Origin of the sequence: Phycicoccus jejuensis (genome assembly GCF_000720925.1) — a bacterium.
Lineage (GTDB): Bacteria > Actinomycetota > Actinomycetes > Actinomycetales > Dermatophilaceae > Phycicoccus > Phycicoccus jejuensis.
The window spans coordinates 110,186-136,484 of record NZ_JOEE01000005.1; the positions used below are offsets into that span (position 1 = coordinate 110,186).

Sequence of the window (26,299 nt, forward strand, 5' to 3'; positions counted from 1 at the left end):
TAGGCTGGCCGAGCACACGTGTGCCCTGCGTGGGTCACGCGTGCGCGCGAAGCATCCCATCGATTCCATCTGTCCACATCGGAGTTCCTACTACATGACTGCCAGCACGGTCGACACGACCGCCCCCCAGATCGCGATCAACGACATCGGATCTGAGGAAGACCTCCTCGCCGCCATCGACGCGACGATCAAGCACTTCAACGACGGCGACATCGTCGAGGGTCGCATCGTCAAGGTCGACCGGGACGAGGTCCTGCTCGACATCGGCTACAAGACCGAGGGCGTCATCCCCTCGCGCGAGCTGTCCATCAAGCACGACGTCGACCCCAACGAGGTCGTCGCCGTGGGCGACGAGGTCGAGGCCCTCGTCCTCCAGAAGGAGGACAAGGAGGGTCGTCTGATCCTGTCCAAGAAGCGCGCCCAGTACGAGCGCGCCTGGGGCACGATCGAGAAGATCAAGGAGGAGGACGGCGTCGTCACCGGCACCGTCATCGAGGTCGTCAAGGGTGGCCTCATCCTCGACATCGGCCTGCGCGGCTTCCTCCCGGCGTCCCTCGTCGAGATGCGCCGCGTCCGCGACCTCCAGCCGTACGTCGGCAAGGAGATCGAGGCCAAGATCATCGAGCTCGACAAGAACCGCAACAACGTGGTCCTGTCGCGCCGTGCCTGGCTCGAGCAGACGCAGTCCGAGGTCCGCACGACCTTCCTCAAGGAGCTCGGCAAGGGCCAGGTCCGCACGGGTGTCGTGTCCTCGATCGTCAACTTCGGTGCGTTCGTCGACCTCGGCGGGGTCGACGGCCTCGTCCACGTCTCCGAGCTGTCCTGGAAGCACATCGACCACCCGTCCGAGGTCGTCGAGGTCGGCGACGAGGTCAAGGTCGAGGTCCTGGACGTCGACATGGACCGCGAGCGCGTCTCCCTGTCGCTCAAGGCGACGCAGGAGGACCCGTGGCAGCACTTCGCCCGGACCCACGCGATCGGCCAGGTCGTCCCGGGCAAGGTCACCAAGCTCGTCCCGTTCGGTGCGTTCGTACGCGTCGACGACGGCATCGAGGGCCTGGTCCACATCTCCGAGCTCGCCGAGCGTCACGTCGAGCTGCCCGAGCAGGTCGTCACCGTCGGCCAGGAGATCTTCGTCAAGGTCATCGACATCGACCTCGAGCGTCGCCGCATCTCGCTCTCGCTCAAGCAGGCGAACGAGGACGGCGCCGGCCAGGTCGAGTTCGACCCGACCCTCTACGGCATGGCCGCGGAGTACGACGAGCAGGGCAACTACAAGTACCCCGAGGGCTTCGACCCGGAGACCAACGAGTGGCTCGAGGGCTTCGAGACCCAGCGCGAGGCCTGGGAGAAGCAGTACGCCGAGGCGCACGCGCGCTGGGAGGCGCACCGCGCCCAGGTCGAGGCGTTCGCCAAGGCCGACGCGGAGGCCGCCGGCGGCAGCGCCGAGACCTCGTACTCCTCGGAGTCGGGCTCGTCCTCCTCGAGCGACAGCTCGCCGCGTCCGCAGCAGGCCGCGCAGTCCGAGGGCACGCTCGCCTCGGACGAGGCCCTCGCCGCCCTGCGCGAGAAGCTCACCGGCAACTGAGCCACCGCGCCGCCACGGCGCACCGGCTCTGCCACGAGGGGCCCGGACCACACGGTCCGGGCCCCTCGCCCGTCCCCGGGTCCCCGCGCGAGACGACTTCACGGATGTCATCGGCCGGACGAAACTCGTTCACCTCCAAGTCCCCGTCGGTCGACCTGCGCGGTTAGGGTCGCGCACGTGCCGCCGACGTCGACGACCCAGCCCGATGTCGCGCGAGGGGGAACCACCGGCCCACCCGAGCCGGTCGGACCCCCTCCGCGACGCTCGTCCGGACGCGCGTGGGAGTGGTCGCTCGCCGCGCTGCTCCTCGCGCCGAACCTCGTCCTGCTCATCGTCTTCACCTACCGTCCGCTGCTGGACAACATCCGGCTGTCGTTCACGGACTGGAACATCTCGGCGCCGGTCGCGAACCCGGTCGGGTTCGCCAACTACGTCGAGTGGTTCGGCCGGGAGGACACCCGCACCGTCCTCGGCAACACGCTCGTCTTCACGGTCGCGACGGTCGGCATCTCGATGGGACTCGGCCTGGGCCTGGCGATCCTCCTCGACCAGCGGCTGCGCGGGAGGAACCTCGTCCGCTCGGCCGTCTTCGCCCCGTTCGTCATCTCCGGCGCGGCGGTCGGTGTCGCGTTCCAGTTCGTCTTCGACCCGAGCTTCGGCCTGGTCCGCGACCTGCTCGCCCGCATCGGGGTCGAGGCACCGGACTTCTACCAGCGCTCCGGCTGGGCGCTGTTCATGGTGACCTTCACCTACATCTGGAAGAACCTCGGCTACACCTTCGTCATCTACCTCGCCGCCCTCCAGGGCCGGCGCGCCGACCTCGACGAGGCCGCCGAGATCGACGGCGCCTCGCCGTGGACGCACTTCCGCAAGGTGCTCCTGCCGCAGCTGCGCCCGACGACCTTCTTCCTCTCGATCACGGTGCTGCTCAGCTCGGTCCAGGTCTTCGACATCATCAACGTCATGACCCGCGGCGGGCCCGTGGGCGACGGCACGATGACCCTCGTCTACCAGGTCTACCGCGAGACCTTCGTCAACCAGCGGGCCGGCTACGGCGCGACGGTCGCGACCGTCATGTTCCTCATCCTCCTGGTCGTCACCGTCGTCCAGGTGCGGATCATGGACAAGGGGCAGCGCTCGTGAGGGCGCGCGCGCACGGGGCCGAGGCCGCCTCGCACCGCTCCCGCGGGATGACCGTCGCCGGCTACGTCGGGATGGTCCTCGTGCTGCTGCTCGTCGGCGTCCCGCTGTTCTGGATCGTCATCACCTCGCTCAAGGAGCGCGGCGACATCTACGTGCAGCCGGCGCAGTGGCTGCCCGACCCCGCGACGACCGCGAACTACCACGACGTGACGACGCGCATCCCGTTCCTCGACTACTTCCGCAACTCGGTCATCATCACGCTCGTGCTGTCGGCGTCGAAGATCGTGCTCGGCGTCATCAGCGCCTACGCGCTCTCGCTGCTGCGCTTCCCGGGGCGGGGGGTCGTCTTCCTCGTCGTCATCGCCGCGCTCATGGTGCCGAACCAGATCACGGTGATCAGCAACTACGCCCTCGTCGCGCAGCTCGGCTGGCGCAACACCTTCCAGGGCATCATCGTCCCGCTCGCCGGGGTGGCCTTCGGGACCTTCCTCATGCGCAACCAGTTCCTCAGCCTGCCCGGCGAGATCATCGAGGCGGCGCGGCTGGACGGGGCGGGGCCGATCAAGCTCCTCTGGCGGGTCGTGCTGCCGATGTCGTGGCCGACGCTCGTCGCCTTCTCGCTCATCACCGTCGTCAACGAGTGGAACGAGTACCTCTGGCCGTTCCTCATGTCCGACGACCAGCGCACCGCCCCGCTGCCGGTCGGCCTGACCCTGCTCCAGAACAACGACGGTGTGACGAACTGGGGCCCGGTGATGGCGGGCACGGTGCTCGCGATGCTCCCGGTGCTCGTCCTCTTCCTCGTCCTCCAGCGCCAGATGATCAAGGGCCTCACCGCGGGGGCCGTCAAGAGCTGACCCGGGCGACCCGCGAACCACCGACCAGCGCCACCGACGACCACGACGCACATCCACCCCGGGCGAGCAGTCCCGGACCACAGGGAGGGCACCACCATGAACAACGTCACCCGCCGGGGCTTCCTCGGCCTCGCCGGCGTCGCCGGCGCCGCCGGTCTCAGCGCCTGCGCCGGCACCGGCACCAGCGCCACCTCGAACCAGGGCGGCGACGGCAACACGCTCGAGTTCTGGAGCAACCACCCCGGCAACAGCAAGCCGGTCGAGCAGGAGCTCATCGCGGCGTTCCAGAAGGCCAACCCCGGCATCACCGTCAAGCTCGTCGACGCCGGCAAGAACTACGAGGAGGTCGCCCAGAAGTTCAACGGCGCCCTCGTCGGCGGCACCCTCCCCGACCTCGTCGTCGTCTCGGACGTCACGTGGTTCAACTTCGCGCTCAACAAGCAGCTGACCCCGCTCGACGACCTCATGACGACGGCGAAGGTCGACCCGTCCGACTACGTCGACGCCCTCTACGGCGACTACCTCTTCGACGGCGGCCACTTCGCGCTGCCCTACTCGCGCTCGACGCCGCTCTTCTACTACAACAAGGAGATCTGGTCCAAGGCCGGCCTGGAGGACCGCGGCCCGAAGACCTGGGACGAGTTCAAGGAGTGGTCCGAGGCGCTCAAGGCGGCCGCCGGCAACGGCAAGTTCGCGATGGAGCTGCCCGACGGCTCCAACTACCTCGACTGGCACTTCCAGAACATGGCGTGGGGCTACGGCGGCGGGTACTCGCAGGAGTGGACGCCGACGTTCACGGCCGAGGGCACCGTCAAGGCGGGCCAGTACCTCCAGGACATCGCCAAGGCCGGTGTCGTCAAGTTCAACGCGACCCCCGAGGCCGACTTCTCCGCGGGCCTGGCCGGCTGCATCCTCCAGTCCACCGGCTCGCTCGGGGGCATCGCCAAGGACGCGAAGTTCGAGGTCGGCACCGCGTTCCTGCCGGGCGAGGGCAACTGCCCGACCGGCGGCGCGGGCCTCGGCATCCCGGCGAACATCTCGGACGAGCGCAAGGCCAACGCGCTCAAGCTCGCCGAGTTCATCACCAACGCCGAGAACACGGTGACCTTCACGCAGGCGACCGGGTACATGCCGGTGCGCAAGTCGGCCGTCGAGCTGCCGGCCGAGAAGGAGTACCTCGCGAAGAACCCCAACGCCAAGACCGCGATCGACCAGCTGCCGCAGACCCGCTCGCAGGACAACGCCCGCGTGCTCCTGCCCGGCGGCGGCGCCCGCATCGGCAAGGGCCTGGACCAGGTCGCGCAGGGGCAGGACGTGGCGACGGTCTTCGCCGGCCTCGACAAGGAGAGCCAGCAGGTCTTCGACAACCAGATCAAGTCCAAGCTCTGAGGAGAGCCATCCGATGGCAACGGTCTACTTCGACGCGGCGACCCGCCGCTACGCCAAGGACGCCTCTCCGGCGGTCGACGCGGTCACCCTCGACATCGAGGACGGCGAGTTCCTCGTCCTCGTCGGCCCCTCGGGGTGCGGCAAGTCCACGACCCTGCGGATGCTCGCCGGCCTGGAGCCGGTCGACGACGGCCGCATCCTCGTCGACGGGCACGACCAGCAGGGGGTGCGCCCGCGCGACCGTGACATCGCGATGGTGTTCCAGAGCTACGCGCTGTACCCGAACATGACGGCCGCGCAGAACATGGCCTTCGCGCTCGACAACTCCGGTGTCTCCAAGGCGGAGACGAAGACCCGGGTCCAGGAGGCGGCGCGCATCCTCGAGATGGAGGACCTGCTGCACCGCAAGCCGGGGCAGCTCTCCGGCGGGCAGCGCCAGCGCGTCGCGATGGGCCGGGCGATCGTGCGCCAGCCCAAGGTGTTCTGCATGGACGAGCCCCTCTCGAACCTCGACGCCAAGCTGCGTGTCTCGACCCGCAGCCAGATCGCGGGGCTGCAGCGACGGCTCGGGGTGACGACGGTCTACGTGACGCACGACCAGGTCGAGGCGATGACGATGGGTCACCGGGTCGCGGTCCTGCGCGACGGGAGGCTCCAGCAGGTCGACGCCCCGGAGGTGCTCTACGACAAGCCGGTCAACACGTTCGTCGCCTCGTTCATCGGCTCCCCGGCGATCACCCTCGTCGAGGCGCCGGTGCGCGAGGGCCGGGCCGAGGTGCACGGGGTGCCCGTCGCGCTCGACCGCTCGGTCGCGTCGGCGGCCGGTGACCGCGTCGTCGTCGGGCTGCGCCCGGAGGCCTGGCGGATCGCCGGCGCCGACGACCCCGGCGCGCTCGAGCTGACCGTCGAGCTCGTCGAGGCGCTCGGCTCGGAGTCGTTCGTCTACGGCCGCCGGCCGTCGACCGACGGCACCGAGGGGGAGCGGGTCACCATCAAGACCGAGAAGCGGGCCGGCGTCGAGGTCGGTGACGTCGTGCGCGTCCGTCCGCTCGAGGCCGAGGCGCACGTGTTCGACGCGGAGAGCGGCGAGCGGCTCGGCGCCTGACGGGGTGGTCGTGCGTGGCAGGGTGGAGCCATGCCACGCACGATCGCCACGAACACCTCCGTCGAGCTCGCCGAGCTCCTCGACTTCGTCCGCCCGCGCCACCAGATGGTGCTCATGACCACCCGCGCCTCGGACGGCCGCCCGCAGGCGTCGCCGGTCACCGGCGGGGTCGACGACGCCGGCCGCATCGTCGTCACGAGCTACCCGGAGCGGGCCAAGGTCCGCAACGCCCGTCGCGACGCGCGCTGCAGCGTCCTCGTGCTGTCCGACGACTTCGGCGGGGCGTGGGTGCAGGTCGACGGTGACGCCGAGGTCGTCGACGCGGTCGACGACGTCGAGCCCTTCGTCGAGTACTTCCGCAACATCTCGGGCGAGCACCCCGACTGGGACGAGTACCGGCAGGCGATGGTCGAGCAGGGCAAGTCGCTCCTGCGCATCACGCCGACGCGCTGGTCACCGGTCGCGACCGGCGGGTTCCCCGCTCGCCTCGCCGGGGAGTGAGGCCGTCGGCCGAGGGTCGCCACCGGCCAGCCGGCTGAGGCGGCGCGAGCCGAAGACCCGGCGGACGACGGCCTCCGCGACCGGGGCCACCGCGCGGTGCACGACGACGACGACGGCGCCGAGGACGACCGCGGTGACGAGCAGCCGTGGGAGCGTGTCCCACCCGCCCGCGTGGCGGCGGACGAGCTGGAAGACCGGCATGTGCCACAGGAAGACCGTGAGCGACGCCTGGCCGAGCACGACGAGCGGGCGCCACGACAGCACCCGGCTGCCCGGGCCGTCGACGGAGGCGCCGTTCGCGAGCCCGACGACGAGGGCGGTCGCGGCGAGCGTGGTGACGACTCCCTGGAGCCCGAAGTAGCCGTCGATCCCGACGAACACACAGCTGAGGAGCACGCCCGCGAGCAGCAGGAGGCCGCTGCCCGCGAGGGCCGTCGCGTGCCGTCGCAGCCACGTCGGCGTGGGCCGACCCTGGAGCAGGGCCGCGGCGGCCGCCCCGGCGAGGAGGCCGTCCATCCGGGCCGTCGTCGTCAGCGCCGCGCGGAACCAGCCCTCGTCGAGGTAGAGCTGCCAGCGCCACCAGAAGGTGGCGACGAGCGCGACCACCGCGATCCCGACGAGCAGACGCCGGCGTCGGGCCAGCGCGACGACGACGAGGGCCGCGACGACGAAGAACTGCACGTCGATGCTGAGGAAGTACAGCGGGCCGATGTCGGCGCGCGCCGCCAGTGCGTGGTCGCGGACGTAGGTGTTGAACGTGAAGGTCGCCGCCGCGAGCACCGACCGGATCGTCGCGTCGCTCGAGGTCGTGTCCGTGGGGTCGAGGCGCCACGCGAGGAGGACGGCCACGAGCAGCACCCAGACCTGGAGCGCGATCCGGACCGTCCGCTGCTCGAGGTAGACCAGCGGGCCCCAGACGCGGCTGCGGGTGGAGGCGGCGAGCATCCGCTTCGTCACGAGGTAGCCGCTGATGACGTAGAACGTGCTCACGGCGATGTTGCCGCCCTGGAACAGCGCGCCGAGGGAGCCGAGCGGCGGTCGCTCGGCGGTCGGCCAGACGACCGTCGCGTGGAACAGCACGACGAGGGCGATGGCGGCTCCCCGCAGCCCGTCGACCGGCAGGGAGCGGTGGACGACCCGGTGCAGGGTCGACGGCACGGCGACGGGAGGGGCGCTGCTCACGCGACCCCCACCCCCGGGGCCGGGGGCAGCGGGCGCTCGACGGCGGGCGGTCGCAGGTGGGTGGCGAGCCAGGCCCGGACCGGCTCCTCCACGCAGCGGTGGCTGACCGCCGTCACCACGGCGACGACGGCGAGGACGACCGCGGTCGTGGCGACGGGGGACGCCTCGGGCCCGACGTGCCGCCCGACGAAGAAGATGACGGGGTAGTGCCAGACGTAGACGACGAGGGAGGCGCGACCGAGCCAGGTGAGCCATCGCACCGACAACACCCTGGTCAGGCGGCTCTCGCGCTCGTGGAGGACGACGGCCGCGACGAGGGTGGCGGCGACGACGACGAACGCGACGCTCCAGCCCTCGAGGTAGGCGTAGGGGCCGAGCTCACCGCCGAGCGACAGGAGGACGGGCACCGCGAGCAGCGCGAGCGCCCCGACGAGCGGTGCGCGGGGAGCCAGGCGCCGCAGGTGGGGGAGCGCGACCGCGAGGGCCGCCCCGAGCAGGAGGCCGTCGGCGCGGGCCACGGTGCTGACCGAGAGCGCGAACCAGGTGCTGTCCGAGGCCTCGACGAGGCGGTAGGTCGCGGACGCGACGGCCAGCAGGACGAGCGTCCAGGTCAACGCCCGCCGGCGCGCCGCGAGGACCGCCACGAGGAGCGGCAGCACGAGGTACCACTGCTGCTGCACGGAGAGGAACCACAGGTGCCCGAGGTCCGGGCGGGCCTGGAGCGGGTCGAGCGCGTAGAGCCAGTTGTTCGTGTAGGTGAGGGTGTGGGTCACCGTCGTCACCGTCGACCCGGTCGGGGCGGTGTCGGTCGGGTCGAGCGCCGCGACGAGCACCACGGCCGCGCACAGCGGCACGACCTGCGCGCCCAGCCGCACGAGGCGCCGGGCGTAGAACCGCACCGGGTCGAGGGTCCCGCGGGCGTCGTCACGCAGCAGGCCGGCGGTGACGATGTACCCGCTGACGACGAAGAACACCGGTACGGCGCCCCCGGCGACGAGGCCGCGCAGCCACGGGGTCGACCGGATCCCCTCGGCCGGCCAGAGGAACGCGCTGAGGTGCCCCAGCACGACGAGGACGATGGTGAGCCCGCGCAGCCCGTCGAGGGCGAGGAGGCGCCGCCCGGGCGCGGTGGCCCGGGTCCCGGCGTCCGGGGCCTCCCGCGTGTGGGTCGTCACGGGAGGAGGTTACCCGTCGGTCGCCCGGCGCACCGGGGCTCGGCGGGAGGCGCGCCGGTAGGGTCGGCGGCATGCTGCGCGTGGGCCTGACCGGAGGCATCGGGTCCGGGAAGTCGACCGCCGCGCGGGAGCTCGCGCGGCTCGGGGCGCACGTCGTCGACGCCGACGCGGTCGCCCGCGAGGTCGTCGAGCCCGGGCAGCCGGCGCTCACCGAGATCGCCCGACGCTTCGGCGACCACCTCCTGCGCCCGGACGGCTCGCTCGACCGGGCGGCTCTCGGGCGCGTCGTCTTCGGTGACCCGGCGGCGCTGCGGGACCTCGAGGCCATCACCCACCCCGCGATCTGGGCGCGCACGGCCGAGCTCGTGGCCGAGGTCCCGGAGGGCGGTGTGCTCGTGCACGACATGCCGCTCGTCGTCGAGAAGGGGATGGCGGGGGAGTACCACCTCGTCGTCGTCGTGGGGGCCGACGCCGAGGTCCGCGTGGCGCGGCTGGTCCGCGACCGCGGGATGGACGAGTCCGACGCGCGCACACGGGTCGCCGCGCAGGCGGACGACGCGGCGCGCCGGGCCGCCGCCGACGTGTGGCTGCCCAACGAGGGGAGCCCCGAGGCGCTGGCCACGGCGGTGCGCCGGCTGTGGCACCGACGTCTCGAGCCCTTCGCCGACAACATGCGCAGCGGGACCCGCAGCCGCCTGCCCGCACCCGTGCTGTCCCCGCCGGACGCCGACTGGGCGCCCACCGCGGCCCGGCTCCTCGCCCGGGTCCGGCACGGCGTGGGCGAGGCGGCGGTGACGCTCGACCACGTCGGCTCGACCGCGGTCCCGCACCTGCCGGCCAAGGACGTCGTCGACCTGCAGGTGGGTGTCGCGACCCTCGCCGACGCCGACGACCCCGCCTTCGTCGCCGGGATGGCGCGGATGGGGTTCGTGCGCGTCGAGGACGTCACCGAGGACCACGGCAGGGACGGCTCGCCGTGGCCCAAGCGCTTCCACGGGTCGTCCGACCCCGGGCGCGTCGCCCACGTCCACGTGCGCGAGGTGGGTTCTGCCGGTTGGCAGTTCGCCCTACTGTTTCGCGACTGGCTCCGCGCCGACGCCGGCGAGCGCGACGCCTACGCCGCCGTCAAGGCCGACCTCGCGGCCCGCCTCGTGACGACCGAGGAGTACGCCGACGCCAAGGAGCCGTGGTTCGACGCGGCGTCCCCGCGAGCCCGCGCCTGGGCCGAGCGGACCGGATGGGCGCCGGGGGCCTGAACCTCCCCCCGACCGGCGGGGTGTGACAGGGTGGGTCGATCGCGCTCCGGTGGGGGGACCGGGGCACCATCGACGAACTGGGGACTCCGTGACCGCGACCGACACCACCGCCGTCGACGACGGGACCGGTGCGCTCAGGCGCTCCATCAACGGCAAGCAGCTCTTCTTCTACACGCTGGGTGACGTGCTCGGCTCGGGCATCTACGTCCTCGTGGGGCTCGTCGCGGCGGCCGTCGGTGGCGCGTTCTGGGTCGCCTTCGCCCTCGGCATCCTCGTGGCCGCCATCACCGGGTCCGCGTACGCCGAGCTCGTGACGAAGTACCCCCGGGCGGCCGGTGCGTCGCTCTACGTGAAGAAGGCGTTCGGCAGCCCCGTGCTGACCTTCCTCGTCACCGTGTCGTTCCTCTCCGCGAGCTTCGCCGCGACGGGGTCGCTCGCCACCGGCTTCGCCTCGTACTTCGCGACCCTCTTCGACGGCGGCGGCCCGCCGGCCCTGCTCGTGTCGCTGGTCTTCGTCGCGCTGCTCGCCGTCGTCAACTTCGTCGGCATCACCGAGTCGGTCGTCATGAACATGCTCATGACCTTCGTCGAGGTGGCCGGCCTCCTCGTCATCATGGCGATCGGCGTCTACCACGTCGTGCAGGGCGACGCCGACTTCGGCGTCCTCACCGACCTCAGCACCGACGGCAACCCGGCGCTGGCGATCCTCGCCGGGATCGCGTTCTCGTTCTTCGCGATGACCGGCTTCGAGAACACGGCGAACGTCGCCGAGGAGACCGTGGACCCGCACCGCCACTTCCCGCGCTCGCTCGTCGGAGGCATGGTCGTGGCCGGCGTCGTGTACGTCCTCGTCTCGATGGCCGCCGCCCTCACCGTGCCCGTCGACCGGCTCGCCGATTCCGACGCCGCGCTGCTCGAGGTGGTGAAGTCCGGGATCCTGCCGTTCTCGACGGACCTCATGGCGACGGTGTTCTCGGTCATCGCCCTCGTCGCCATCACGAACACGACCCTCGTCACCCTCGTCACGCAGCCGCGCATCCTCTACGGCATGGCGAACGAGGACGTCGTGCCCGGCATCTTCGCGACGGTCCACCCCCGTCGCCGCAGCCCCTGGGTCGGGCTGCTGTTCAGCGCGCTCGTCGTCGCGGCGCTGCTCGTCACCGGCACGCTCGTGCTCGAGGCCGGCGGTGGGATCGACCTGGTCAACCGGCTCGCGCTGGTCACCGTCGTCTTCCTGCTCTTCATCTACGCCCTGGTCATCGTCGCGTGCCTGCGCCTGCGCGGGCAGGACGAGCACGAGAAGACGTTCCGGGCCAACACCCCGCTGCTGCTCCTGGGCCTCGTGGGCAACCTCGCGATCCTCGCGTTCGCGGTCTACGACGACCCGACGTCACTCCTGTGGTGCGGGGGCCTGCTCCTGCTCGGGGTGGTGCTGTACCTCGTCGAGCGGGTCGTCGGCTCGCGGACCGGCAGCGACGACACGGAGACGGACCCGGCGCTCACCCGGTGACGATGGCGACGGCCCGGGGTCCGAGGCGCTCGAGCGCGGCGACGAACAGGTCGAGGTCCTCGGGCCGGGTGCGGTGGTTGCCGATGGCGACACGCACGGCGAGCCGTCCCCGCAGCGTCGTCTCGGTGACGACCGCCACGCCGCTCTCCTGGACGAGGAGGACGAGCTCGCGGTTGACGGCGTCGAGCTGCTCCTCGTCCAGGCCGTCGACCCGGTAGCGCAGGCACACGATGTCGCAGCCGACGGGGGCCAGCCGCTCCAGCGCGGGGTGGCCGTCGACGAGCTCGGCCAGCCGGTAGGCCAGCGCGGTGGTCCGGTCCATCACCGCGCCGTGCGCGTCGGCGCCGTGCGCGAGCAGGGCCATCCACACCCGCAGGGCCCGGAAGCCGCGGGTGAGGTCGATGCCGTACTCGGTGAACCAGACGTCGCCGGCGGCCAGCCCGCGGGTGGCGTGCCGCAGGTAGGCGGGCACGACCGAGAAGGTCGCGCGGTGGGCGGCCTCGTCGCGGACGAGGACGAGCCCGACGTCCATCGGCGCCTGCATCCACGTGTGCAGGTCGAGCGCCAGCGAGTCGGCCCGAGCCATCCCCCGCACGAGGTCGCGGTGGGCGCTGAGGCCGAGGAAGCCGCCGATCGCGCCGTCGACGTGCAGCCAGAGGCCCTCGCGCTGGGCGAGGGCGGCGACGTCGAGGGTCTGGTCCTCGTGCACGGGCAGCAGCCGGAGCGACGCCTCGCCGAGACCCAGCAGCTCGCAGCTCTTCCGGTGGCAGCTGTGGACCTCGCTGCTCGCGTAGACGGCCACCGTCCATACTCCGGCCAGCCCCTCGGTGCGAACGGTCGGGCCGAGGACCGCGCTGCGGGCGACCGCGAGCCCGACGAGGTTCGCCTCCGACGCGCCGCTGACCAGCAGGCAGCTCGCACTCGTCGGGTAGCCCACCGCCTCCGCGCACCAGCGCACGACCTGCTGCTCGACGAGCACCGGCGCGTGGTCGCCCCCGCCGAGGTTCGGGTTGAGGGCGCTGGCCACGAGGTCGGCCAGGTTGCCCACCGGGGTGCCGGTGCCCATGTACCAACCCCAGAACCGGGCGTGGTCGTTGCCCATCGTGTACGGCACGACGCGCGCGAGCACCTCGGCGTAGGCGGCCTCCGCCCCGATGCCCTCACGGGGGAGGGGGCCGGCGAAGGAGTCGGGCACGGAGCCGGTCATGGCGCCGATGCTCCCCCCCGGGCGCGCGGCGGGGCCAGTCCCCGCCGCGCACCGGTGTCAGGCCCGCCGCAGCCGCAGCGTCGCGATCTGGAAGGGCCGCAGCGAGATCGAGCCGTCACGGTCGGTCAGCGCCCGCGGCTCCCGGAGCGGCCGTTCGAGCAGGTCGGTCTCGACGACCTCGGTCGCCTCGAACCCGGCGACGAGCCTTGCCGACGCGCGCCCGCCGTGGGCCTCGTAGAGCCGGACGACCACGTCGCCGCTGCGGTCCTCCGTGAGCTTGACCGCCTCGACGACGACACCCGGGTCGCCCTCGAGCCGCACGAGCGGAGCGGGGGCGGCCGCACCGCGCACCGAGCGCACCGGCAGGTTCGCCCGGTAGCCCTCGACGACGGCCTCGGCGACCTCGGCCCCGACGACGAGCCCGGCCCGCAGCCGGTGGTGGCCTTGGTCGGCCTCGGGGTCGGGGTAGACCGGCGCGCGCAGGAGCGAGAGCCGGACGGTCGTCGTCGTGCCGGGGGTGGCCTCGGCGTCGCCGCGCGAGGTCCGGCCGACGTCGTGGCCGTACGTCGAGTCGTTGACGACCGCGACGCCGTACCCCGGCTCGCCGACGTGGACCCAGCGGTGGGCGCAGGTCTCGAAGCGGGCCGCGTCCCACGAGGTGTTCGTGTGCGTCGGGCGCAGGACGTGGCCGAACTGGATCTCCGAGGCCGCGCGGTCGGCATGGACGTCGAGGGGGAAGGCGAGCTTGAGCAGCTTCTGACGCTCCCGCCAGTCGACGTCGAGCTCGACGTCGACGACCCGGCTGCCGGCCCGCAGGGCGAGCATTTGCTCGACCCGGGAGGAGCCGAACCGGCGCACGACGCGCACGGCGACCCGCTCCGGCCCCTTCTCGACGAGCTCGACGAGCTCGGCGTCGACGAGATCGGTCGTGTGCCGGCGGTAGTGCTCGTCGACGTCCCACGCGTCCCACTGGGTGGGGGTGTCGCGGTGCAGCTGGAGCAGGGCGCCGCGGCTCCCCGGCGCGAGGACCTCGCGGCCCCCGGCGGTGAGGTCGCGCACCGACGCGAGCAGCCCGTCGCGGTCGACGACCAGGCGCACGAGCCCGTTGTCGACGACCCACCCGCCGGTGTCGGGGTCGGGGGAGTCCTCGACGCCGACCGGGGTCTCCGGTCCCGAGCCGTCGAGGACCGCCGCGCCGAGGGCGGTGACCCCGTCGCGGTCGTGCGGGGCCGCGTTGAAGACGACCTCGTGCTCGCCCTCGCCCGCGAGAGCGGCCAGGGCGTCGTCGACGAGGGTCTCGAGCTCGGTCGCCACCCGCTCGTAGTTGGCCTCGGCCTCGCGGTGCACCCAGGCGATGGACGAGCCGGGCAGGATGTCGTGGAACTGCTGGAGCAGCACCGTGTGCCACGCCCGCTCGAGCGCGTCGTAGGGGTACTCCGCGCCCGTCGTCACCGCCGCCGTCGCCGCCCACAGCTCGGCCTCGCGCAGGAGGTGCTCGCTGCGGCGGTTGCCCCGCTTGGTCCGGGCCTGCGAGGTGTAGGTGCCGCGGTGGAACTCGAGGTACATCTCGCCGCTCCACACGGGTGCGTCCGGGTAGGCCGCCTCGGCCCGGCGGAAGAAGTCGTGGGGGTCGCCGAGCTCGACGCGCGGGGAGCCCTCGAGGTCGTGGGTGCGCGCGGCGGCCGCGAGCATCTCGCGGGTGGGACCGCCGCCGCCGTCGCCGTACCCGAAGGGCAGCAGCGAGAGGTCGGTCCGCCCCTTCTCCGCGAAGTTGCGCTCGGCGCGCGCGAGGTCGGCCGCCGAGACGTCGGAGTTGTAGGTGTCGGCCGGCGGGAAGTGGGTGAAGACCCGGGACCCGTCGATGCCCTCCCACCAGAAGGTGTGGTGCGGCATCCGGTTGGTCTCGTTCCACGACGGCTTCTGGGTGAGGAACCAGCGCGCGCCCGCCGCGAGGGCGATCTGCGGCATCGCCGCCGTATAGCCGAACGAGTCGGGCAGCCAGACGTCCTCCGGCTCGACCCCGAGCTCCTCGAGGAAGAAGCGCTTGCCGGCGACGAACTGGCGGGCCAGCGCCTCGCCTCCGGGCATGTTGGTGTCGGACTCGACCCACATGCCGCCGACCGGCACGAACCGGCCCTCGCGCACGCGCTCCTTGATCCGCTCGAACAGCTCGGGCTGGCTGTCGCGCACCCAGGCGTACTGCTGCGCCGAGGAGCACGCGAAGACGAGGTCGGGGTCCTCGTCCATGAGGGCGAGGACGTTGGAGAAGGTGCGGGCGCACTTGCGCGCGGTCTCGCGGGTGGGCCAGAGCCAGGCCGAGTCGATGTGCGCGTGCCCGACGGCGACGACGCGGTGCGCGCTGGCGTCCGCCCCCGCGTCGAGCGCGGGCCGCAGCGCGGCGCGGCCGGCCGCCGCGGTGCCGGCGACGTCGTCGGGGTCGACCGCGTCGACGGCGTCCTCGAGCGCCTTGAGGGCGCCCGCGCGGCGGCTGCCGGCGGGCAGCTCGACGACGAGGCCGCGCAGGGCGGTCACGTCCTGGAGCAGCTCCCACACCTCGACGTCGACCTCGGCGAGGTCGACCCCGTCGTAGCGGTAGCGCGGCTCGCGCCCGGCCGTGGCGAGGTCACCGAGCGGGGTCGGCTCGAAGGTGAAGGCGCCGGCGCCGGCGACGTCCGGGTTGGACGACGCCTCGAGCAGCACCTCGACGGCCTGTCCGTCCGCGGAGACCGCCGCGAGGGGTAGGTACCGGTTGCGGGGGTGCAGGCCCTTGATGACGGTGCCGTCCGGGCGGTAGGCCGTGGCCTCGGCCTGGAAACCGGGGTGGTCCTCGGAGTAGCCGAGGTCGGCGACGACCTCGACGCGCGTGCCGTCACCTCCCCAGCCCTCGGGGACGGTCCCGGTGGCGCGGAACCACGTCGTGCCCCACGGGCGGCCCCAGCGGGTACCGGGGGAGACGGGTTCGAACGCGGAGGTGGTGGCCTCGGCGAAGGGGACGGGCTCGCCGGGGGCCTCCCACCACTCGACGGTGAGGGGGGTGCGGCGGCGGTGGAGGCCGGGGACGAGGCGCTCCCGCACGAAGCGGTCGACGCGCAGCTCGACGAGGTGGCTGTTGTCGTGCACGGGTGGTGGTTTCCTCTCAACCCTTGACGGAGCCGGCGAGGGCGAACGAGCCGCCTCCGAGGCGTTGGACGACGAGGTACAGGACGAGCACGGGCAGGGAGTACAGGACGGAGAAGGCGGCGAGCTGCCCGTAGGCCACCGCTCCGTTGGTGCCGAAGAACGTGTAGATCGACACGGCCGCAGGCTGTTTCGCCGGGTCGAGCAGGAGCACGAACGGGACGAAGAAGTTCCCCCACGCCTGCGTGAACACGAAGATGAAGACGACCGCCATGCCGGGGCGCATGAGCGGGACGACGACCCGCCACAACGCCTGCATCGAGCTCGCCCCGTCGACCCAGGCGGCCTCCTCGATCGACACCGGCACCGAGTCCATGAAGTTCTTCGTCATCCAGACGGCCATTGGGAGCGCCGTCGCGGAGAGGAAGAGGACCGTGCCGGGCACCGAGTCGAGCAGCCCGAGCGTGACGAAGAGGGCGTAGACCGGCACCATCACCGCGGTGATGGGCAGGCAGCTCCCGAAGAGGATCGTGTGGAGGAACGCCCGGTTGAACCGCATCCTGTACCGCGACAGCGGGTACGCCGACAGGGTCGCGACGAGGACGACGATGACCGCCGTCGCGCCCGAGACGACGAGCGAGTTGAGCAGCGGTCGGAAGGTCAGCTCCGGGGTGAGGACGTCGCGGTAGTTCTGCAGCGTCGGCTCCTCCGGCACCGAGACCGACACCGTGGCGCTCGGGTTGACCGACGCGAGGAGGATCCAGGCGAGCGGCACGAGGAACGCCACGCCGACGACGACGAGCGCGAGCCCGGCGGCCAGTCGCGGGCCCTTCGTGCGGCTCGGCGCCGCGGGGCTGACCCGGGGGCGCCGGGGTGGGCGGGTCGCGGCCGGCGGGACCGGCACGGCGGCGGTGGGCGACGGCGTGGTCGTGGGCGTCGTCATGAGTCGACCTCCGGCTTGAGCACCTTGACGTAGACGACGGCGAACAGCGCACCGACCATGAGCGTCACCGTGGCGATGGCCGTGCCGTAGCCGACCTGTGCGAACTTGAAGGCCTGCTGGAAGGCGAGGATGGGCAGCGTCGAGCTCTGCGTCCCGGGGCCGCCGCCGGTCATCACCCAGATGAGGGTGAAGACGCCGAGGGTCTGCAGCGTCGTGAGCATCATGTTCGTCGCGATGGCCCGGCGGACCATCGGCAGCGTGATCCGCGTGAAGCGCTGCCACCAGCCGGCGCCGTCGATCTCCGCGGCCTCGGTGAGGTCCGGCGGGACCTCGGCGAGGGCGGCCGAGTAGACCATCATCGAGAACGCCGTGCCGCGCCAGACGTTGGCGAGGATGACGGTGAGCAGCGGGAACGTGATGAGCCAGGTCGGCCCGTCGAGGCCGAGCCACCCGAGCATCTCGTTGAGCGTGCCGTCGGTGGCGAAGAACGCGTAGAGGGTGAACGCGGCGACGATCTCGGGCAGCACCCACGCCGTGACGACGAGAGAGCTGACGACCGAGCCGAGCCGCTTCGGCCCGTTGCGGACGAGCAGCGCGAGGGCCATCCCGAGGACGTTCTGGCCGACGATGGCGGAGCCGACGACGAAGACGAGGGTGAGCCAGACCGACTTCCAGAACTGGCCGCTCGTGAACAGCTGCGTGTAGTTGTCGAGACCGACGAACTCGGGGGCGACGGCGCGGTAGCCCGACAGGGCCGCGTTGGTCAGCGAGCCGTAGAGGGCGTACCCGATGGGGCCGACGAGGAAGATCCCCATGAGGACGACGCCGGGGGCGAGGGGGAGGAGGCGCAGGAGCGTGCGCCGGCCGCCGGTGGCGGCACCCCGCCCCGGGCCGCCGCGGTCGCGGCGGCTCGGGGCGGGTGCGAGGGCGGTGCTCACCTCAGCCGCCCTGGACCTTGTCCTGGCCGACGATGCCGACCAGCCCCTCGTCGTAGGTCTTCGCCGCCTCGTCGGGCGTCGCGGACCCGGTGGCGACGGACTCCGCCGCGACCTGGATGTTGCCGGAGATCTGCGAGTAGTCCGGGGTCGCCGGCCGGAAGTTCGTCGTCGGCACGAGCGAGGAGAAGAACTCGAACGACGGGTTGTACGAGGTGTACGCGTCGTCCGAGGCGACGTCCTTGCGGACCGCGATCTGGCTGTTCTCGGTGTCGTACTTGAGCGAGTTCTCGCGGTTGAGCGCGACCTTGATGAAGTCGAACGCCGCGTTCTTGTCCTTCGCGTTGGCGCCGACCGACAGCAGCCAGCCGCCGGACATCGACACCGAGCCGGGGGCCTGGCCGTTCTGGGTCGGCATCGGGGCGAAGCCGATGGTGTCCTCCCAGCCCTTCCAGGCGTTGTCGCCCTCGATCCACTGGCCGGGAAGCCACGAGCCGTCGAGCGCGATGGCCAGCTCGCCCTTGGGGAGCATCTCGGTGGCGACGCGCGAGCCGACCGTGGCGTCGAGCGCGACGTCGAGGGCCGGGGCGAGCTTCTCGCCGAAGATGGTCTGGTAGAAGCCGAGCGTGTCCTTGAAGCCCTGCGACCCGGTGACCCACTTCTGGCTGGAGTCGTCGTACAGCGTGCTGTCGGTGCCGTAGAGCAGCATCTCGAAGCCCTGCATCGAGGTGGCCTCGCCGGCGGCCTTGCCCGCGTAGACGTTGATCGGCGTGACGCCCGGGGCCTTCTGCTTGATGGTGCGGGCGGCGCTGAGGACGTCGTCCCAGGTCTTCGGCTGCCAGTCGGTCGGCAGTCCGGCCTTCTCGAAGATGTCCTTGTTGTAGAACAGCGCACGGGTGTCGGTGCCCATCGAGACGCCGTAGGTCTTCTTGTCGTCGCCGAGGCCGGCCTGCTTGGCGACGTCGTCGAACTGGCTCCAGTCCGACCACCCGGCGAGCTGCTCGTCGATGGGGGCGAGGTAGCCGGCGGCGGCGTCGCTGCGGACCTGGAAGCTGTCCTCGTAGATGACGTCGGGGGCGGTGGAGGGCGAGCGGTTCATCAGGGCGAGCTTGGTGAAGTACTGGTCCTGCTCGGCCTCGATCGCGGTGAGCTTGACCTTCTTGCCGGGGTTGGCGGCCTCGTACTCCGAGGCGGCCTTCTTGAGGACGGCGTCGAGCTGCGTGAACTGTGCCGTGCGCTGGTAGGCGACCGTGATCGTGTTCGTGTCGCCGGACCCGGAGGAGGAGCCCGAGCCGCAACCGGCGAGGACGATCCCGAGGGAGAGGGCGGCGGCACCGAGGGCCGCAGGACGGGTGCGCTGCATCGGGGGGTCCCTTCGCGTTCGCGGGTCACCGTTGACCCGGCTTGCGAGGTTTATACATCAAATGGACTAACTGACGTCAAGGGGGATCCGGGGTTCGTGGACACGGGATCTCGACAGGTGGACGCCGGCCGTCGGGGGTGTCAGTCGACGAGCAGGGCGGAGGAGCGCGCGCTGAAGGCGTGGTCGAGGACGGTGCTCGCGGCGCCCACCGCGGCGACGTCGGGGCCGAGGACGGTGCCGCGCACCGCGATCGGGTGGATGGCCGCACCGACGGCCCGGTCACGCACGAGCGCGGGGACGAGCGTGAGGAACGTGGGGGAGAGCCGGGCCCAGAGCGGCCCGCCGAAGACGACATGGTCGGCGTCGAGGACGTCGACGAGGTCCGTCACCGACTTGGCGACGTGCCGGGCCCAGTCCTCGAGCAGGGCGAGGGCGCGGGTGTCCCCGGCGTCGGCGAGGTCGCAGAAGGCGTCGAAGGCGACGAGGACCGAGGCGCCGGGGTGGAGGGGGTCGCCGGCCGGCGGGGGCACGGTGGGCCCGCCGGCGTCCGTGAGGTCGGGCGCAGCGGGGTCGAGGTCCCAGTGCCCGATGCCCTCGCGGACCGCGCGCCGGACGACCTGGCCCGGCGCGCAGACCTCGCCGAGGCAGCCGCCGAGGCCGCACCAGCAGGACGGGCCGGTGGCGCCGGTGCCGAGGTGGCCGACCTCGCCGGCGTTGCCCGAGGCCCCGCGCAGCACCTCGCCGCCGACGACGAGACCGGCGCCGACACCGGTGCCGAGGTAGAGGAAGACCGCTGTCGCGCCGGGCCCGAGGCCGCCGGCCCAGACCTCGCCGACGGCGGCGGCGACGACGTCCTTGTCGAGCAGCACCGGCAGCCCGGTCGCGTCGGCGAGGGTGTCACGCACCCCGACCCGCTCCCAGCCGGGGAGGTTCGGGGGGCGCACGAGCGTGCCGGCCGCGCGGTCGAGCGGGCCGGGGGCGGCGACGCCGAGCCCGACCAGCCGCCCCGGGTCGATGCCCGAGTCCGCGACGAGACGGTCGACGTCCTCGACGACGTCGCGCAGTACCTCGTCCGGGTCGGCGCCCGGCCGCAGCGCGCGGGCGGAGCGGGCGACCGGCTGCCCGGTGAGGTCGAGGAGGACGTGGCTGACGACGGCCGGGTCGAGGTGGACGCCGACGGCGTAGCGGCCCGAGGGCTGGAGGCGCAGCAGGGTGCGCGGCTTGCCGGGACCCGAGGCCCGGCGGCCGGCCTCGACGACGAGGTCGTCGTCGAGGAGGCGGCGGCAGATGTTCGAGACGGCCTGGGGGGAGAGGCCCGTCGCGGAGGCCAGCTCGACCCGGCTCAGGCCCTCCGGGTGGTGGCGGATCGCCTCGAGGACGACGACCTGGTTGTAGCCCCCGACGCGGGGCAGGTTGGAGCCCCGGCGGATGGTCGGGGGCGCGGGCACGCCCGTCATCGTCGCACGTGGGCGCCCGGGCTGGGCAGCGATCCCGTCCACGCGCACGCGGCCGCGGCCCCTGTCGGTGCCGGGGCCTACCGTGGATGCATGCGCCCCACCACCGAGCTCCAGCGCCGCGTCGCGCCGTTCGAGGTCGTCTCCGAGTTCTCGCCCGCCGGCGACCAGCCGAAGGCCATCGAGGAGCTCGCCCGCCGCATCAAGGCCGGCGAGCAGGACGTCGTCCTCCTCGGCGCCACCGGCACCGGCAAGTCGGCCACCACCGCGTGGCTCGTCGAGCAGGTGCAGCGCCCGACGCTGGTCATGGCGCCGAACAAGACGCTCGCCGCGCAGCTGGCCAACGAGTTCCGAGAACTGTTGCCGCACAACGCCGTCGAGTACTTCGTCAGCTACTACGACTACTACCAGCCCGAGGCGTACGTCCCGCAGAGCGACACCTACATCGAGAAGGACTCCTCGATCAACGAGGAGGTCGAGCGGCTGCGGCACAGCGCCACGAACAGCCTGCTGACCCGGCGCGACGTCATCGTCGTCGCGTCCGTCTCGTGCATCTACGGCCTCGGCACGCCGCAGGAGTACGTCGACCGGATGGTCCCGCTGCGCGTCGGCGACGAGGTCAACCGCGACGACCTCCTGCGCAAGTTCGTCCACATGCAGTACACCCGCAACGACCTCGCCTTCACCCGCGGCACCTTCCGGGTCCGTGGCGACACCGTCGAGATCATCCCGGTCTACGAGGAGCACGCCGTCCGCATCGAGTTCTTCGGCGACGAGGTCGAGGCGCTCTACACGCTCAACCCGCTGACCGGCGAGGTCGTGCGCGAGGAGCAGGAGATGTACGTCTTCCCCGCCTCGCACTACGTCGCCGGCCCGGACCGGATGGAGCGGGCGATCGCGGGCATCGAGCGCGAGCTCGAGGACCAGCTGGCGAACTTCGAGCGCCAGGGCAAGCTGCTCGAGGCGCAGCGGCTGCGGATGCGCACGACGTACGACATCGAGATGATGCGCCAGATCGGGTCGTGCTCGGGGATCGAGAACTACTCGATGCACATCGACGGCCGCTCGCCGGGCTCGGCGCCCAACTGCCTCCTCGACTACTTCCCGGAGGACTTCCTCCTCGTCATCGACGAGTCGCACCAGACCGTCCCGCAGATCGGCGCGATGTACGAGGGCGACGCCTCGCGCAAGCGCACCCTCGTCGACCACGGCTTCCGCCTGCCGTCGGCGATGGACAACCGGCCGCTGAAGTGGGAGGAGTTTCTCGAGCGGATCGGCCAGACCGTCTACCTGTCGGCGACCCCGGGCGACTACGAGCTGGCCAAGAGCGACGGCTTCGTCGAGCAGGTCATCCGCCCGACCGGGCTGGTCGACCCCGAGGTGATCATGAAGCCGACCAAGGGCCAGATCGACGACCTGCTCCACGAGATCCGGCTGCGCACCGAGAAGAACGAGCGCGTCCTCGTCACGACCCTCACGAAGAAGATGGCCGAGGACCTCACCGACTACCTCCTCGACAAGGGAGTGCGAGTCCGGTACCTGCACAGTGACATCGACACGCTCCGCCGCGTCGAGCTGCTGCGCGAGCTGCGGATGGGGGAGTACGACGTCCTCGTCGGCATCAACCTCCTGCGCGAGGGTCTCGACCTGCCGGAGGTGTCGCTCGTCGCGATCCTCGACGCCGACAAGGAGGGCTTCCTCCGCTCGACCCGCAGCCTCATCCAGACGATCGGCCGCGCGGCGCGCAACGTGTCGGGCCAGGTGCACATGTACGCCGACAAGGTCACGCCCTCGATGCGCGACGCCGTCGAGGAGACGACGCGCCGGCGCGAGAAGCAGGTCGCCTACAACCTCGCGCACGGGGTCGACCCGCAGCCGCTGCGCAAGCGGATCGCCGACATCACCGACATGCTCCAGCGCGAGGACGCCGACACCCAGGAGCTCCTCGGCTCCGGGCGGGCGCGATCGCGCGGCAAGGCCGACGGTGGTCGTGGCCGCGGCGCGGTGGCGGCCGACGCGGACGCCGCGATGGGCACGCAGCGCGGCAAGGACCTGCCGGCGAGCGAGCTGGCCGGCCTCATCCAGGAGCTCTCGACGCAGATGCACCAGGCCGCCGGCGACCTGCACTTCGAGCTCGCGGCGCGGCTGCGCGACGAGATCGGCGACCTCAAGAAGGAGCTGCGGCAGATGAGCGAGGCGACGCGCTAGCCCGGGCGACCGGCTCAGCCGGCGAGGTCGCGGCTGCGCTGCTGCACGCCCATCTCGCCGTAGGGGTAGTCGGTCGCCCCGAGGTCGCTCGCCGTGTCGAGCGCCGCGTTCTCCTCGGGCGTCAGCTCGACGTCGACGGAGCGGAGGTTGGCCCGCAGCTGCTCGGTGGTGCGTGCGCCGAGGATCGTCGAGGTGACGGCCGGGCGGTTGGTCACCCACGAGAGGGCGACCTCGGCCATCGAGACACCGCGCGCCTGGGCGACCTGCTCGACGGCCTCGATGATCCGCCACGTGCGGTCGGTGCCGCGGCGGTCGTAGGCCTCCATCCCGCGGTTCGGGTCGTCGCCGAGGCGGGTGTCGCCGGTGGGTCGCTGGTCGCGGGTGTACTTGCCCGACAGCCAGCCGCCGCCGAGCGGGCTCCAGGGGAGCAGTCCCATCCCGGCGTCGAGCACGGCGGGGACGATCTCCCACTCGATCTCGCGGACGATGAGGCTGTACTGCGGCTGGAGGGTCACCGGCGGGCGCACCCCGAGGGCGCGCGCGGTGTGGACGAGCTTGGTCAGCTCCCAACCGGTGAAGTTGGAGAGGCCGTAGTAGCGGATCTTGCCCGCCTGCACGAACCCGTCGAGGGTGCGCAGGGTCTCCTCCATCGGCGTGTGCTCGTCGGAGGCGTGCACCTGGTAGAGGTCGACCGAGTCGACGCCGAGCCGGTCGAGGGAGGCGTCGAGGGCTCGGGTCAGGTGCCGGGCCGAGAGGCCGCTGCTGTTGGGGCCCTCCTCGAGGGCGAAGCGGCCCTTGGTCGCGAGGACGACTCGGTCGGTGACGTCCGTCGGGCGGTCCTTGAGCCAGCGGCCGATGATCTCCTCGGACACCCCGCCGGAGTACACGTTCGCGGTGTCGACGAGCGTGCCGCCCTCCTCGAGGAAGACGTCGAGCTGCTCGTGCGAGCCGGCCTCGTCCGTCTCCGTCCCGAAGGTCATCGTGCCGAGGCAGAGCTCGGAGACCGCAGTTCCACTGTTGCCGAGTCGTCGGTAGCGCATGCGTTCGACCCTAGACCGGGGTCCGCCGCGGGACGGGCCCGCGATGCCGACCGACTCGCGTGTTCGCCCGGTTCCGGCGACGGAGCCCCCGCCGAGGCCCTAACCTCCGGGGGTGGCTGTGGTGGAGATCGGTGAGCCCGGTCGCGTCCGACGGGACTTCCCTCCGGTGTGCGTGAAGTCGGGTGTCCCGACGGAGGACTCGGTGCGGCTGGCCGGCAGCGCGGCGCCGGGGTGGACCGGCGCGATGGTCCTCTTCGGGACCCTCCCGTGGCTCTTCGCCACGTCGATGTCCGGGCGGCGGTACGAGGTGGAGCTGCCATGGCGACGCGAGCTGACGCAGCGCTACCGCGGCCGGCGCCGCGCCGGCTGGGTCCTCGTCGCCTCCGGTCCGGTCATGGCGCTCGTGGGCGCGTCGGCCGGGGTCGGGTGGGCGGGCTTCCTCATGTGGCTGTCGGTCCTCGGCGTCGCCGCGGTCGTCGTCACCGAGTGGCGCCTGAGCGTCGGTGTCCGGTTGTCCCCGGAGGGCGTCCTCGTCGTGACGCGGGTGCACCCGGACTTCGCGCGCGCCTGTCGGCGCTGACCGCGCCGCCGGTCAGCGCTCCGGCGGGACCTCGGTCGAGAGGCCGCTGTACCACCGCACGACACCGGCGACGACGAGCAGGACGAGGCCGGAGGCGAGCAGCGACTCGTCCCACGACATCCCCCCGACACCGGAGCAGAACCCGACGAGCACGGCGCACAGGCCGACAGCGGCCGCAGCGGCCGAGAACGAGAACCCCATGCGGGCACCCTAGGGGTGGTCGAGCGGGTTCGGGAGGCGGTGCTGGGGTCCGGTGGTGCGGGTGGCGCCGTCGGGGCCGTGCCAGGTGACGGTGCCGTCCGGGGCGAGCGTGGGTCGCCAGCGGCCTTGTTGCTTGAAGCGGTGGTGCCGTCGGCAGAGGTCTTCGAGCCCGGTCGGGGTGGTCGCACCGACGGGCCAGGGCTTGACGTGGTCGAGGTCGCAGTGCACGGCCGGGCGGGTGCAGCCCCACATCCGGCACGTCCCGTCCCTCGTCTTGACGAACTCGCTGATCGCTTTCGGTGGCTTGTACGCGCCGGTGGTGAGGGAGGCCAGGGTCCCGGTGTCGGCCTCGAGCACGGCGCGGGCGACCTCGAACGGCAGGACCTTGAGCAGGTTGGCCAGGGTGGCGGGGTCGACCCAACCCAGACCCGGCAGCTGAGTCCCCGACACCGCGTACCCGGGCGACACGACCGCCTGCGACACGCTGAGATCCCCGTCGAGCTCGGCCGGCTCCTCCAACCACGACAGCTCCTCGCGCGAGTCCGGGTCGAGGTCGCCGTACCGGACGACCTCACCCGTCGTGGAGTCGATGAGCGTCTCGTCGTCGTCGCACTCCACCCGGAACCACGTCCCCGACGCCTGCTCCGGTGCGGGACGGTCGGTCACCACGGGCACCCCGAGGGTGACCTGCGCCGAGACCTTGACGTTGCGCAGCACCAGGTCGGCCAGCGCGTCCGCCCGTGACTCCGGCACCGACAGCGCCTCGTCGACCTGCCGGTAGTCACCGGCCAGCTCCTCCACCGCCGCCCACATCGCGCTCGACGTCGCCGTCGGCAACGAGGCGAACCAGTCCGTCAGCCCGTCCTCCCCGGGACGGACCTCCACACACCGACCCCGCTTCCGCAACGCCACGTGAGCCGCGACCTGGTCGGCCGCCACCCGCGTCGCGACCCGGCGGGCCTCACCCGCGACCCGGGCCGGGTCCATCGCCGCCAGCCGCGGCGCCAGATCCGCATCGACCCGCACACACGCCTCCACGTCCAGCCCCGCGCAGGCGTCGACGACCTTCTGCACGTTCGCTGTGGCGACCGCACCCTCGATCAGCAGGTCACGCACCCGCGGGAACCGCTCACCCAGCGCGGCGCCCAACGCCGCCTTCCGACCCGCGACCCCCTCGGTCAGCCCCGTCGCCAAACTCATCCGCGTCGACGCCATCGCGTCGACGAACCCCACCGGATGCACCCGCTCCCACGAGCCCGAGCGCACCGTCGTCTCCACCCTGGCGCCCCACGCCCCCGCCACAGCGACCACCGCGTCCGCAGCGTTCGCCATCCCCTGCGCCGCCCCCGCCAGCGCGAACGCCTCCTCCGACGACAGTCCGTGACCCTGCTCGACCAGCTCACGACCCAGTCGCGCACACTCCTCGCGCAGCCCCGCGACGCGGCGGGAGAGGGTCTCGGTGTCCATGCCTCAGTGTACCGAACACGTGTTCGACGGGCAAGGGTAGACGGACCTCTGTGGACGACGAAAGTGGCTGAAGGACAG

The 26,299-nt window shown here is 72.2% G+C and carries 21 protein-coding genes; 10 read left to right on the forward strand and 11 right to left on the reverse strand.

All coding sequences use genetic code 11. From position 1 onward, the window contains the following. Positions 1-94: 94 nt before the first annotated feature. From rpsA to IG69_RS0111705, 6 genes are all read left to right on the forward strand, one after another. Positions 95-1,588 (forward strand): 30S ribosomal protein S1, encoded by a 1,494-nt coding sequence (gene rpsA, locus IG69_RS0111680; RefSeq protein WP_030528349.1) that lies wholly within the window; start codon positions 95-97, stop codon positions 1,586-1,588. A 177-nt stretch (positions 1,589-1,765) separates the two neighbouring features. Beyond that, positions 1,766-2,731 (forward strand): carbohydrate ABC transporter permease, encoded by a 966-nt coding sequence (locus tag IG69_RS0111685; protein ID WP_084696758.1) that lies wholly within the window; start codon positions 1,766-1,768, stop codon positions 2,729-2,731. Continuing rightward, positions 2,728-3,588 carry a carbohydrate ABC transporter permease gene (locus IG69_RS0111690; RefSeq protein ID WP_030528351.1) on the forward strand — a complete coding sequence of 287 codons (861 nt, stop codon included), beginning with the start codon at positions 2,728-2,730 and terminating at the stop codon, positions 3,586-3,588. The genes IG69_RS0111685 and IG69_RS0111690 overlap by 4 nt, the downstream gene beginning before the upstream one ends. A gap of 96 nt (positions 3,589-3,684) precedes the next feature. Further along, the gene (locus IG69_RS0111695; protein WP_030528352.1) at positions 3,685-4,977 is read left to right on the forward strand and encodes an ABC transporter substrate-binding protein; all 1,293 of its coding nucleotides are present in this window, start codon (positions 3,685-3,687) and stop codon (positions 4,975-4,977) included. 13 nt (positions 4,978-4,990) lie between these two features. Further along, on the forward strand, positions 4,991-6,082 hold the full coding sequence (locus IG69_RS0111700; RefSeq protein ID WP_030528353.1) for an ABC transporter ATP-binding protein: 1,092 nt from the start codon (positions 4,991-4,993) through the stop codon (positions 6,080-6,082). A 30-nt stretch (positions 6,083-6,112) separates the two neighbouring features. Beyond that, entirely contained in the window at positions 6,113-6,583 is a 471-nt protein-coding gene (locus IG69_RS0111705; RefSeq protein ID WP_030528354.1) for a PPOX class F420-dependent oxidoreductase, read from the forward strand. Here IG69_RS0111705 and IG69_RS0111710 read toward each other — a convergent pair. After that, positions 6,536-7,765, reverse strand: a complete 1,230-nt coding sequence (locus IG69_RS0111710) for an acyltransferase family protein (protein WP_030528355.1) — start codon at positions 7,763-7,765, stop codon at positions 6,536-6,538. The two genes, IG69_RS0111705 and IG69_RS0111710, sit on opposite strands and share 48 nt — an antisense overlap. Further along, positions 7,762-8,940: an acyltransferase family protein gene (locus IG69_RS0111715; RefSeq protein WP_030528356.1), complete on the reverse strand. Its 1,179-nt coding sequence runs from the start codon at positions 8,938-8,940 to the stop codon at positions 7,762-7,764. The genes IG69_RS0111710 and IG69_RS0111715 overlap by 4 nt, the downstream gene beginning before the upstream one ends. Before the next feature lie 71 nt (positions 8,941-9,011). Here IG69_RS0111715 and coaE point away from each other — a divergent pair, with 71 nt between their 5' ends. Both coaE and IG69_RS0111725 read left to right on the forward strand, forming a co-directional pair. Beyond that, positions 9,012-10,196, forward strand: a complete 1,185-nt coding sequence (gene coaE, locus IG69_RS0111720) for a dephospho-CoA kinase (RefSeq protein ID WP_030528357.1) — start codon at positions 9,012-9,014, stop codon at positions 10,194-10,196. Between the two features lie 88 nt (positions 10,197-10,284). Next, positions 10,285-11,706: an APC family permease gene (locus tag IG69_RS0111725; protein WP_051750480.1), complete on the forward strand. Its 1,422-nt coding sequence runs from the start codon at positions 10,285-10,287 to the stop codon at positions 11,704-11,706. Here the strand turns inward: IG69_RS0111725 and IG69_RS0111730 are convergent. From IG69_RS0111730 to IG69_RS0111755, 6 genes are all read right to left on the reverse strand, one after another. Beyond that, complete coding sequence (locus IG69_RS0111730) at positions 11,696-12,913, reverse strand: pyridoxal phosphate-dependent decarboxylase family protein (RefSeq protein ID WP_051750481.1); 1,218 nt, start codon at positions 12,911-12,913, stop codon at positions 11,696-11,698. The two genes, IG69_RS0111725 and IG69_RS0111730, sit on opposite strands and share 11 nt — an antisense overlap. Before the next feature lie 57 nt (positions 12,914-12,970). Then, on the reverse strand, positions 12,971-16,033 hold the full coding sequence (locus IG69_RS0111735; RefSeq protein ID WP_030528360.1) for an alpha-mannosidase: 3,063 nt from the start codon (positions 16,031-16,033) through the stop codon (positions 12,971-12,973). Positions 16,034-16,049: 16 nt separating this feature from the next. Then, complete coding sequence (locus tag IG69_RS0111740; RefSeq protein ID WP_084696760.1) at positions 16,050-16,973, reverse strand: carbohydrate ABC transporter permease; 924 nt, start codon at positions 16,971-16,973, stop codon at positions 16,050-16,052. Continuing rightward, a complete protein-coding gene (locus IG69_RS0111745) occupies positions 16,970-17,911 on the reverse strand; it encodes a carbohydrate ABC transporter permease (RefSeq protein ID WP_030528362.1) in 942 nt (313 codons plus the stop codon). Before IG69_RS0111745 ends, IG69_RS0111740 begins: the two co-directional genes overlap by 4 nt. A gap of 1 nt (position 17,912) precedes the next feature. Continuing rightward, entirely contained in the window at positions 17,913-19,271 is a 1,359-nt protein-coding gene (locus tag IG69_RS0111750; protein ID WP_030528363.1) for an extracellular solute-binding protein, read from the reverse strand. Positions 19,272-19,411: 140 nt separating this feature from the next. Next, positions 19,412-20,728 (reverse strand): ROK family transcriptional regulator, encoded by a 1,317-nt coding sequence (locus IG69_RS0111755; RefSeq protein ID WP_030528364.1) that lies wholly within the window; start codon positions 20,726-20,728, stop codon positions 19,412-19,414. Between the two features lie 90 nt (positions 20,729-20,818). Here IG69_RS0111755 and uvrB point away from each other — a divergent pair, with 90 nt between their 5' ends. Further along, positions 20,819-22,933, forward strand: a complete 2,115-nt coding sequence (gene uvrB, locus IG69_RS0111760) for an excinuclease ABC subunit UvrB (RefSeq protein ID WP_030528365.1) — start codon at positions 20,819-20,821, stop codon at positions 22,931-22,933. 14 nt (positions 22,934-22,947) lie between these two features. Here uvrB and IG69_RS0111765 read toward each other — a convergent pair whose 3' ends face one another. Beyond that, positions 22,948-23,973: an aldo/keto reductase gene (locus tag IG69_RS0111765; RefSeq protein ID WP_030528366.1), complete on the reverse strand. Its 1,026-nt coding sequence runs from the start codon at positions 23,971-23,973 to the stop codon at positions 22,948-22,950. Between the two features lie 172 nt (positions 23,974-24,145). On the opposite strand from IG69_RS0111765, the gene IG69_RS0111770 reads away from it, so the two are divergent. Further along, positions 24,146-24,553 carry a hypothetical protein gene (locus IG69_RS0111770; RefSeq protein ID WP_157577532.1) on the forward strand — a complete coding sequence of 136 codons (408 nt, stop codon included), beginning with the start codon at positions 24,146-24,148 and terminating at the stop codon, positions 24,551-24,553. A gap of 12 nt (positions 24,554-24,565) precedes the next feature. On the opposite strand, the gene IG69_RS0111775 is transcribed toward IG69_RS0111770, so the two are convergent. Both IG69_RS0111775 and IG69_RS0111780 read right to left on the reverse strand, forming a co-directional pair. Then, positions 24,566-24,754 (reverse strand): hypothetical protein, encoded by a 189-nt coding sequence (locus IG69_RS0111775; protein WP_030528368.1) that lies wholly within the window; start codon positions 24,752-24,754, stop codon positions 24,566-24,568. Positions 24,755-24,763: 9 nt separating this feature from the next. Continuing rightward, positions 24,764-26,221, reverse strand: a complete 1,458-nt coding sequence (locus IG69_RS0111780; RefSeq protein WP_030528369.1) for an HNH endonuclease signature motif containing protein — start codon at positions 26,219-26,221, stop codon at positions 24,764-24,766. Between the last annotated feature and the right edge of the window lie 78 nt (positions 26,222-26,299).

Excerpts from the sequence above, each read along its gene's own strand:
- coaE (WP_030528357.1), top strand. The coding sequence starts at position 9,012 with ATGCTGCGCGTGGGCCTGACCGGAGGCATCGGGTCCGGGAAGTCGACC.
- IG69_RS0111705 (WP_030528354.1), top strand. The coding sequence starts at position 6,113 with ATGCCACGCACGATCGCCACGAACACCTCCGTCGAGCTCGCCGAGCTC.
- IG69_RS0111780 (WP_030528369.1), bottom strand. The coding sequence starts at position 26,221 with ATGGACACCGAGACCCTCTCCCGCCGCGTCGCGGGGCTGCGCGAGGAG.
- IG69_RS0111700 (WP_030528353.1), top strand. The coding sequence starts at position 4,991 with ATGGCAACGGTCTACTTCGACGCGGCGACCCGCCGCTACGCCAAGGAC.
- rpsA (WP_030528349.1), top strand. The coding sequence starts at position 95 with ATGACTGCCAGCACGGTCGACACGACCGCCCCCCAGATCGCGATCAAC.
- IG69_RS0111775 (WP_030528368.1), bottom strand. The coding sequence starts at position 24,754 with ATGGGGTTCTCGTTCTCGGCCGCTGCGGCCGCTGTCGGCCTGTGCGCC.
- IG69_RS0111740 (WP_084696760.1), bottom strand. The coding sequence starts at position 16,973 with ATGACGACGCCCACGACCACGCCGTCGCCCACCGCCGCCGTGCCGGTC.
- IG69_RS0111750 (WP_030528363.1), bottom strand. The coding sequence starts at position 19,271 with ATGCAGCGCACCCGTCCTGCGGCCCTCGGTGCCGCCGCCCTCTCCCTC.
- IG69_RS0111695 (WP_030528352.1), top strand. The coding sequence starts at position 3,685 with ATGAACAACGTCACCCGCCGGGGCTTCCTCGGCCTCGCCGGCGTCGCC.
- IG69_RS0111765 (WP_030528366.1), bottom strand. The coding sequence starts at position 23,973 with ATGCGCTACCGACGACTCGGCAACAGTGGAACTGCGGTCTCCGAGCTC.
- IG69_RS0111755 (WP_030528364.1), bottom strand. The coding sequence starts at position 20,728 with ATGACGGGCGTGCCCGCGCCCCCGACCATCCGCCGGGGCTCCAACCTG.
- uvrB (WP_030528365.1), top strand. The coding sequence starts at position 20,819 with ATGCGCCCCACCACCGAGCTCCAGCGCCGCGTCGCGCCGTTCGAGGTC.
- IG69_RS0111730 (WP_051750481.1), bottom strand. The coding sequence starts at position 12,913 with ATGACCGGCTCCGTGCCCGACTCCTTCGCCGGCCCCCTCCCCCGTGAG.